9 protein-coding genes are annotated in these 7,993 nt (G+C 72.4%); 3 read left to right on the top strand and 6 right to left on the bottom strand.

The genetic code is table 11. From position 1 onward, the window contains the following. The 4 genes from AB0H87_RS34435 to AB0H87_RS34420 all read right to left on the bottom strand — a co-directional run. Window positions 1-611: ATP-binding cassette domain-containing protein (locus tag AB0H87_RS34435; RefSeq protein WP_360155435.1), on the bottom strand; the 611-nt coding region annotated here is incomplete at its 3' end. Window positions 612-623: 12 nt separating this feature from the next. Then, window positions 624-1,289 (bottom strand): DUF4097 family beta strand repeat-containing protein, encoded by a 666-nt coding sequence (locus tag AB0H87_RS34430; RefSeq protein WP_360155432.1) that lies wholly within the window; start codon window positions 1,287-1,289, stop codon window positions 624-626. 38 nt (window positions 1,290-1,327) lie between these two features. Continuing rightward, complete coding sequence (locus AB0H87_RS34425; protein ID WP_360155429.1) at window positions 1,328-1,840, bottom strand: hypothetical protein; 513 nt, start codon at window positions 1,838-1,840, stop codon at window positions 1,328-1,330. A gap of 96 nt (window positions 1,841-1,936) precedes the next feature. Further along, window positions 1,937-4,258 carry a helix-turn-helix domain-containing protein gene (locus AB0H87_RS34420; RefSeq protein WP_360155426.1) on the bottom strand — a complete coding sequence of 774 codons (2,322 nt, stop codon included), beginning with the start codon at window positions 4,256-4,258 and terminating at the stop codon, window positions 1,937-1,939. Window positions 4,259-4,362: 104 nt separating this feature from the next. On the opposite strand from AB0H87_RS34420, the gene AB0H87_RS34415 reads away from it, so the two are divergent. From AB0H87_RS34415 to AB0H87_RS34405, 3 genes are all read left to right on the top strand, one after another. Continuing rightward, window positions 4,363-4,725 (top strand): hypothetical protein, encoded by a 363-nt coding sequence (locus tag AB0H87_RS34415; protein WP_360155423.1) that lies wholly within the window; start codon window positions 4,363-4,365, stop codon window positions 4,723-4,725. A 274-nt stretch (window positions 4,726-4,999) separates the two neighbouring features. Further along, window positions 5,000-5,479: a cupin domain-containing protein gene (locus AB0H87_RS34410; RefSeq protein ID WP_360155420.1), complete on the top strand. Its 480-nt coding sequence runs from the start codon at window positions 5,000-5,002 to the stop codon at window positions 5,477-5,479. After that, the gene (locus AB0H87_RS34405; protein ID WP_360155417.1) at window positions 5,476-6,246 is read left to right on the top strand and encodes a PIG-L family deacetylase; all 771 of its coding nucleotides are present in this window, start codon (window positions 5,476-5,478) and stop codon (window positions 6,244-6,246) included. Before AB0H87_RS34410 ends, AB0H87_RS34405 begins: the two co-directional genes overlap by 4 nt. 3 nt (window positions 6,247-6,249) lie before the next feature. Here AB0H87_RS34405 and AB0H87_RS34400 read toward each other — a convergent pair whose 3' ends face one another. Then, complete coding sequence (locus AB0H87_RS34400) at window positions 6,250-7,416, bottom strand: beta-galactosidase (RefSeq protein ID WP_360155414.1); 1,167 nt, start codon at window positions 7,414-7,416, stop codon at window positions 6,250-6,252. Beyond that, window positions 7,413-7,993 (bottom strand): glycosyltransferase (locus AB0H87_RS34395; RefSeq protein ID WP_360155412.1); only part of this gene is annotated, 581 nt, incomplete at its 5' end. The genes AB0H87_RS34400 and AB0H87_RS34395, both read right to left, overlap by 4 nt.

The following is a 7,993-nucleotide window of genomic DNA, read 5'->3' as shown; positions in this document are numbered from 1 at the left end:
AGCTCGTCAGCCTCCTCCAGGTACTGGGTGGTGAGGAAGACCGTGGCGCCGTCGGCGACGAGCCCGCGCACGATCTGCCACATGTTGTGGCGGCTACGCGGGTCGAGGCCCGTGGTGGGCTCGTCGAGGAAAATGATCCGCGGGTCGCCGACCAGGGTCATGGCGATGTCGAGGCGGCGTTTCATGCCGCCGGAGTACGTGGCGGCGGGTCTGTTCGCGGCTTCGGCCAGGTCGAAGCGGTGCAGCAGTTCGGCAGTGGTGCGCCGACCGTCCCTCTTGGACAGATGATGCAGGTCGGCCATGAGGAGCATGTTCTCCTCCCCCGTGATCAGGTTGTCGACCGCCGAGAACTGGCCGGTGACGCCGATCGCGGCCCGCACCGCCTGCGGGTCGGTGGCCAGGTCGTGCCCGCCCACGCGGATGGCGCCGGAGTCGGAGCCGGGGCGGATGAGGGTGGAGAGGATCTTGACGGCGGTGGTCTTGCCCGCGCCGTTCGGGCCGAGCAGCGAGAAGATGGTTCCTTGCGGGACCGCCAGGTCGACGCCGTCGAGCACGACCTTGTCGCCGTACGACTTACGCAGCCCGCGCGCCGCGATCGCCAGGTTGGTCATGGTGAGTGCTCCTCAGAGGCTGCGGGCGACGATGTCGCCGTACGTGGTGGTCGCGTGGATGTCGAGCTCGGCGGTGCCGTCGTTCTTCAGTTCGTTGGTGATCCGGCCGTGGCCGGTGCCGGCGTCGAGAGCGGCCGGGACGCCGCGGGCGGCGCCGATCGAGATCCCGCCGGCCTGGGTGCGCAGCACGACCCGGCCGCGGACGGCCTCGATGATCTCGATGTCGCCCTTGGCGGTGGTGATCTCCGCCGGGCCGGTGAGCCGGCCGATCGCGATGTCGCCCGCGGCGGCGTTGAGACGTACGCGCGCCGCCTCGTCGATCTTGAAAGTGCCGTGCGCGCCCTCGACGGTGACGTCGTCGAACCGCCCGACGCCGCGGAACTCGGCGTGGGCCGCCTTCGCCTCGACCCGGGATCCGGCGGGCAGCTGGACCGTGACCTCGACGAAGCCGGAGGGGCCGAAGTACTGGTGCTTCGCCGCCTCGGCGTCGATCCGCAGGACGCCGTCGGCGTAGTCGACCCGGGTCTGCTCCGCCACCTTGACGTCGCGGCTCTTCGCGGCGTCCGCGGGCCGGACCTCCACCGTGGTGTCGGGCCGGTCGCCGGCGATGAACTCCACGCGTCCGCCGGGGATGTCGAGAACCGCGGTGATCGGGGCTGGGGTGTCGAACCTGTGCATGATGCTCCTTCGGATGGTGGGAAGCGGTCGGTGGGATCTCAAGCCGCTCGGACCGGGTCGGGCGGAGCGGTCGGGCAGCCGAGCCGATCGGCGATCACGTCCAGCAGGCGCCGCAGATCGCGGGACATGCGGGCGTGCAGGCCGATCCGGGCAATCCCGGCCGCGAAACCGGGATGGTCCGGAAAGACCTGGTGGACGCGGTGGGTCACCAGGGTGCCGACCGGGCACGCGGTGGCGGTGTGCGTGCCCGCGTACCAGCTGCGCACGGCCACTCGGGACCGGGCCCGGTCCACCTGGATCTCCACCGGTTCCACGGGCCCGGCGAGCGTGGCGCGGTAGCTGCCGGGGCCTGCGCCGGCCACGACGGTCATCGCGCCGTGTCGTGCCGCTGACGCACGGGCGAGCACCAGCAGGTTGTCGTCGCCGACGCGACCTTCGGTGACGGCGAGCAGAAGCTCGGCGACGGCGGTGACGGGCGCGGCGACTGTCCCGTGCGCCTGCCACGGCGCGGGCAGCGCATCCAGTTCGGCGAACAGAGGCGTCTTGTGCATGGCCGGAAGCCTCGGGGCGACGGCCGCTCCGGGACAACGCGTGCCGTGCGGCGCGGGACGCCGGACCACCGCCGGCGGCGCGACTGAGCTGTGCTGTTACTCCGGCGGAGGATTCCCGGGCGAGTGTCCCGGGACGGGACGGGACAGCTGGGCCAGGCCCGCCCGGGCCGCGTTCACCGCATGTTCGAGGCCGTGCCCGGTGGCGACCTCGAGCGCGGCCTCGAAGTGCCGCGCCGCGGCCTCCGGATCGCCCGTGGCCAGGCACGCCTCCGCGTACGGGATGAGGCTGCGCACGATGCGATGCGGCTCCGCGGCCTGTTCGACGATCCGCATGGCCTCGGCGTGCCTGGCCGCCGCGTCGTCGAGGTGACCGAGGTGGCGCAGGGCGACGGCGGTGTCGGTGAGGCCGGCCGCCTCGAAGATCGGATGGCGGGTCGCCCGGCTGATCGCGACGGTCTGCTCGGCGAACTCGAGGGCGGTCCGCGCGTCGCCCATGCCGAGCGCCGCCCGGCCCAGCAGCTCCAGGCACATGCGCTCGGTCTGCTGGTCCTGCCCGCGCGCGGCCTCGAGCAGGTCGGAGATGACCTCCGCCGCCTCGTCGTACCGTCGCAGCTGCAGCAGAGCCTGCCCAAGGACGGCGCCCAGCCGGAGGCGGACCGCCTCGGCGGGTATCGGCAGCGACGTGGCGCGGCGCAGCAGTTCGACGGCGCCACCGGCGTCGGCGTGGTACATCCGGATCTCCGCCAGCTGCAGGAGGGCGAACCCCTCCCCCATGACGTCGCCCTCCGCGGCCATCAGCACGCGGGCCGTCTCGAGCTCCGGCACCGCCTCCGCCAGCCGGCCGGCACGCATCAGCACGGCGCCCAGCAGGTACCGGTGCGCGGCCAGCACACGCGGCTCCCCAAGTCCCTCGGCGGCGGGCAAGCTGATCTCGAGCCCGCGGTGCAGCTCTGCCGCACCGCCGCGCCACCCGTAGGAGATCGTGAGGAGCTGTCCGATCCCGACCGCCGGCGCGTCGAGGCCCATCCGCACCGCGAGCGGGAGCATCGCCGCGAGGTTGAGCCACTCGGTGTCCATCCACCCGACGGCCGTCTCGTAGCCGACGAGGTCAGGAAGCGCGGGCGGTCGTTGTGACACCGTCACCGGCAGTGGTACCAGCACGGCGACCTGTTCCTTCACGACGAGCATGCCGCTCAGGTAGTAGTCGGCCAGCCGGGCGATCGCCGATGCGGGGTCGCCCGCCGCGTCGTCGGCCCGGGCGGCCTTGCGCAGCAGGTCGTGCATCCGGTAGCGACCCGCGGCGGGCTCCTGGAGCAGGTGGACGTCGACCAGGTCCTCCAGCAGGAACCGGGCGTTGGCCAGTGGGATGGCGGCCAGCGCGGCCGCGCCGTACGCGTCGATGTCCTCGCCCGGCACCAGCCCCAGCAGGCCGAACATGCGGCGCTGGGCAGGATCGAGCTGCCGCAGCGACATCTCGAACACCTCGGACACCGCCGGCTCGCCCCCGCGCAGCCGCTCCACCAGGGTGTCGAGCGTCCATGCGGGCCGGTGCCGCAGCCGCGCCGCGGCCACCCGGATGGCCAGCGGCAGGTTCCCACACCGGCGCAGCACCTCGCCGACGTCACCGGGCCGGACGCCGCCCGCCGACTCGACGAACAGCTCCGCCGCCTCCGCGGTGGGAAGGACGTCCAGCGAGATCGGCTGGACGCCGTCCAGCTCGACCATCCGCCGACGGCTGGTGATGACGACGGAGCTCCGGCCCGCGCCGGGCAGTAGGTCGCGCACGTGATCCGCGTCGGCGGCGTTGTCCAGCAGCACGATCGCCCGCCGTGTCGCCAGCTCCGAGCGCCAGAGCCCGGCCCGCTCGACGACCGCGTCGGGAATCCTGGCCGGCGGCAACCCGAGCGCGGTGAGCAGCACCCGCAGCGCCTCCGCGGGCTCGACCCGCTCCCGGCCGGGCGTGAACCCGTGCAGGTCCACATAGAACTGCCCGTCGGGAAAGTCGGCGGTCAGCAGGTGCGCGGCGTGCACCGCCAGCGCGGACTTGCCGACGCCGCCCATGCCGTCGATCGCCACCACCGACGTGTCCCGCGCCGCCGCCAGGAGAACGCCCAGCTCGGCCCGGCGCCCGGTGAACGCGGCGACATCGTGCGGCAGGTCGTTGCGCACCGGCGCGGGGCCCGCCGCGCTCGCCTGGGGTCCGTCCTTGGCCCGCTCCCACACCTCGCGCAGTGGCCTCGGGTCACGGTTGGCCGCCTTGCACAGCGCCACCACGACGGGCCATGGCGGAACGGCCTGCCCGGAGAAGTAACGCGACAACGAGGAGCTGCTGACGTGGACCTCGCGCTCGAGCTCGCGCAGGCTCCGCCCGGTCAGATCACGCAGCTCCCGCAACCACCCCGCCAGATCCTCGCGCACCCCTGCCAGCCTTCCCCCAACGCCGCCGGCCGATCATAGATCGATCACGGCGGGTTTGAACGCCCCGTCGCGACGGCACGCAGCGGTGCCTACCCTGAGAGCCCATGGGGATGTACGCGTCGGCGCGCGGCTGGCTGCAGATCGATTTCGCGCACCGCAGCAACGCCGAAGAGATCGTCCGGCGACACCATCACGACCTCTACTCCGGCGGCTGGGCCTTTCCGGCGGCGCCGTTCAACTGGACGCTGTACCTCTTCTACGGCGGTGACATCCGCGAAGGGGAGCTTCCTTGGCTCCGTGAACAGATCACCGAACTGGCCGCCATGCCGGCGGTCGATGACGACGGTGATCACCCCGTCGGCCTGTTCCTGATCACCGACGAACGCGGCGGCGCCACCATGTGGCAGGTCCGTGATAGGTCCGTGTACGAACAGCCAGCCATATCACTGTCGTGGCTTGGCGAGTAGCTCAGCTCGCCTGGCAGGCAGGAGTGCGGCGCGGGTCGCGCGCCGGATCCCGCAGGTCGCCTGCGGCTACGGTCCTGGGCGTAGCGGCGGGCCGCGTGGCTACGTTCTGCGCCGCACCTGGATTGCCGTCGCTTGGCTGACGCGGCGCGGGGGCCTGGGTTCCCATGCTGGGGCCATGTCCGAATCTGTCAGCGTCAGAGGTTCGTGGATCGAGAATCCCGCTAGTGGCGAGCGAATCAGGATCCGCACGTCGGCCGCCGATTCTGGCGGGAAGGTGTTGGCGTGGGAGCTCCGGTTGGCGCCGGGCGGTCGGGTGCCCAGCGGGCACGTCCATCCGGCGCAGGAGGAGCGCTTCACCGTCGTGGAAGGGCGCATGCGGTTCCGCGTCGACGGTCACAGCCTGGTGGTCGGCCCCGGCCAGACCGTCACGGTGGCGCCCGGTGTGCGTCACCACTTCGCGAACGCCGGGCCGACCGAGGTTTTCGTGCTTGTGGAGACTCGGCCGGCCATGCGGATGGAAGAGCTGCTCGAGGTGGCCGCCGAGCTCGCGAGAGGCCGGCATGGTCGAGCGCGTCGGTTGCCCGGCCTGATCGACCTGCTGCTGTTCATGGACGAGTTCCGGTCGGAGGTTCGGGCGCCGTACTTCGCCGGCGCGGTCGGATCGGTGGTTCGGGCGATCGTCCGGGTGGCCGGGCTGTTCGGCGTCGGTGCGCACTACCGCCGGCTGCGCGACCCGCGTGGGATGGGGAGATGACGCGTACGGTCGTGGCGTTCCAGGCCCACCCTGACGACGAGGCGCTGCTCACCGCGGGCACGATGGCGCAGGCCGCCGCGGAGGGCCACCGCGTGGTGATGGTCGTCGCGACGGACGGGGACCCGGGCCGCGCCGGTGGGCTCGGCGCGATCCGCCTGGCGGAGACCCGGCGCAGTGCCGGGGTGCTCGGGGTGGCACGGGTCGAGCATCTCGGCTACGCCGACAGCGGGCCGGGGCCGGACCCGGCCGGCGGAACCGCTTTCGTCGGCGCGCCGGTGCGGGAGGCCGCGGAGCGGCTCGCCGCGATCCTGCGGGAAGAACGTGCCGACGTGCTGCTCAGTCACGACCGCAACGGCGGGTACGGTCACCGGGACCATGTCCGTGTGCACGAGGTGGGCGCGCTCGCGGTCAGGCTCGCGGGCACGGCACGATGCCTGCAGGCGACGATGCCGCGGGAGACCGTCCGCTGGGCGCTCGGCCTCGCGTCCAGGTTCGGGCCCTTCGACGCGGGCGACCTCGACCGTGCCTACAGCGCACGATCGGAGATCACACACCGGATCCCGGTCCACCGGTACGTGTCGCGGAAGCGCGCGTCGTTACGCGCACACGCGAGCCAGACGGCCGCGAAGGGCGGCGCCGACCGTACCCTGGCCGCCCTGCTCCGGATTCCCCGTCCGGTCTTCGACCTGATCGTCGGATGGGAATGGTTCATCGACCTGGATCACCGCGGACCGGTGTCGCGGGACATCTTCGCGGGCCTGCCCTGACCGTCAGGAGTGGTCCAGCACGCGGGCGAAGGCGTCGAGGTAGCTGCTGTCGCCCTGCCGGTCGCGCATGACCCAGTACTCGGCGCCCCAGAACAGGTACGCGCTCAGTTCGGTGCGCGCCTGGCCGGCCCAGCGGAGCCAGTCGTTGTAGTTCTTGATGATCCGCTCCGGCGGGCAGCTGGCGGCGGCCCCCGCGTCCGGGCTGGGCGGGATGGTCACCGCCTCCCACGGTTCGGCCTGCCCTTCGGTGACCATCACCTGGCGTCCGCCGGCGGCGACGTTGGCGAGCAGTCGGCGCCGGCGCACCGCGGGGAGGACACCGGTGGAACCGTCGAGGTAGACGCTCCAGCGGGCGACGCTGGTCACGGCGTGCCGCGCGTACGAGTCGATGCCGACGATGTCCGCGAGCTGCTCGGCGACGGCCACGGAGTCGCCCTGGTCGCGGGTCCGCCACCACTGATGTGCCAGGACAACGGTCGAGGTGGGCAGGAACCCGTTGAGTACGATCGGCCGCCGCGGGTCGTTGGCCCTGACGGTCGCCATCTCGTGCCGCAGAAACTCCTTCGAGAGCCGCCAGGAGTGCTCCATACCGAGTGGGTCGACCGCGTCGTGCTCGATCTGCCAGGCGACGATCGACTTCCGGTCCCGATAGCGTCGCACCAAGCGGGTGAGGTGGCGCGCCGCAGCGTCGAGCAGTGCGGGCTGGGACGCCGGGTCGACCAGGCGCCCCTCCGGGAGTCCTTCATCGAGAACGTGGCTCGGCACGAAGTATTCGGGGTACCCGAACGACTTGATCGGGCCAAGGCACATGACGACCCGTTTGCCGGCACGCTCGGCAGCGTCGAGTTGCCAGTCCACCTCGTCGGTGTCGAACTCGCCGGGTTCCGGTTCGATGCGGTCCCAGTAGGCGCTGAGGCGTACCAGGCCGAAGGGGTACGACAGCAGGGTGGTCAGGGTTTCGCGCGGATCGAGGTGGAAGTCCTCGCACTGGCGGGGGCGGAAGCTGATGCCCAGGGCGGTGTTGCCGCGCCGGCCCACCGGCACCTCGCGCCACCGCCGGCCCAGCGCGCGAGTGGATGGTGCGATGCGCAGTTCGGTGAGCGCGGGGACGGCCAAGGCGGCCGCTGCCGTAGTGACCAGCGCACGGCCCATGGCCGAGGTCCATGTCATCGAGACTCCTTCCGCGGGTCGCGCGGGGACCGCGTACCCCGTTGAACACGGGCCTGTCGGGCGAGGAGATCGGCGATCTCCGCGGCGGCGGTGGGTCGGCCGAGCCGCGCCGCGGCCGCGCGCATGCGGCCGACGCGGGCGGGGTCGGCACGCAGGTCCTCGATCTGGCTGAGCAGCTCGCGTCGACCGTGGACCGCTCGACCCGCGCCCGCGCGTGCGACGATCTCGGTGTTGCCGGTTTCCTGCCCGCGGAGGTGGCCCGCCAGGAGCATCGGTGTGCCGCAGGAGGTGGCCTCCGCGATGGTCCCGGGCCCGGCCTTGGTCACCAGCACGTCCGCGCTGCGCAACCAGTCGGCGATGTTGTCGACGAACCCGGTCACGACCAACCGACCGGGGCTGCGCACCGCCAACCTCGCCAGGTCCTCGCGCAACCTCTCGTCGCGGCCGCAGATCGCGACGACGTCGACGTCCGCGGCGCTGTTCACGATCGCTCGGGTCCACGACCTCATGCCGCGTGCCGCTTCCGCGCCGGCGGTGACCAGCACGACGAAACGGGCCGGGTCGAGCCCCAGGGAGC

The organism is Asanoa sp. NPDC050611, from assembly GCF_040654855.1.
Classification (GTDB): domain Bacteria; phylum Actinomycetota; class Actinomycetes; order Mycobacteriales; family Micromonosporaceae; genus Asanoa.
Note: the sequence above shows the minus strand (reverse complement) of the source record. Positions and strands in the feature narration are given on the sequence as shown.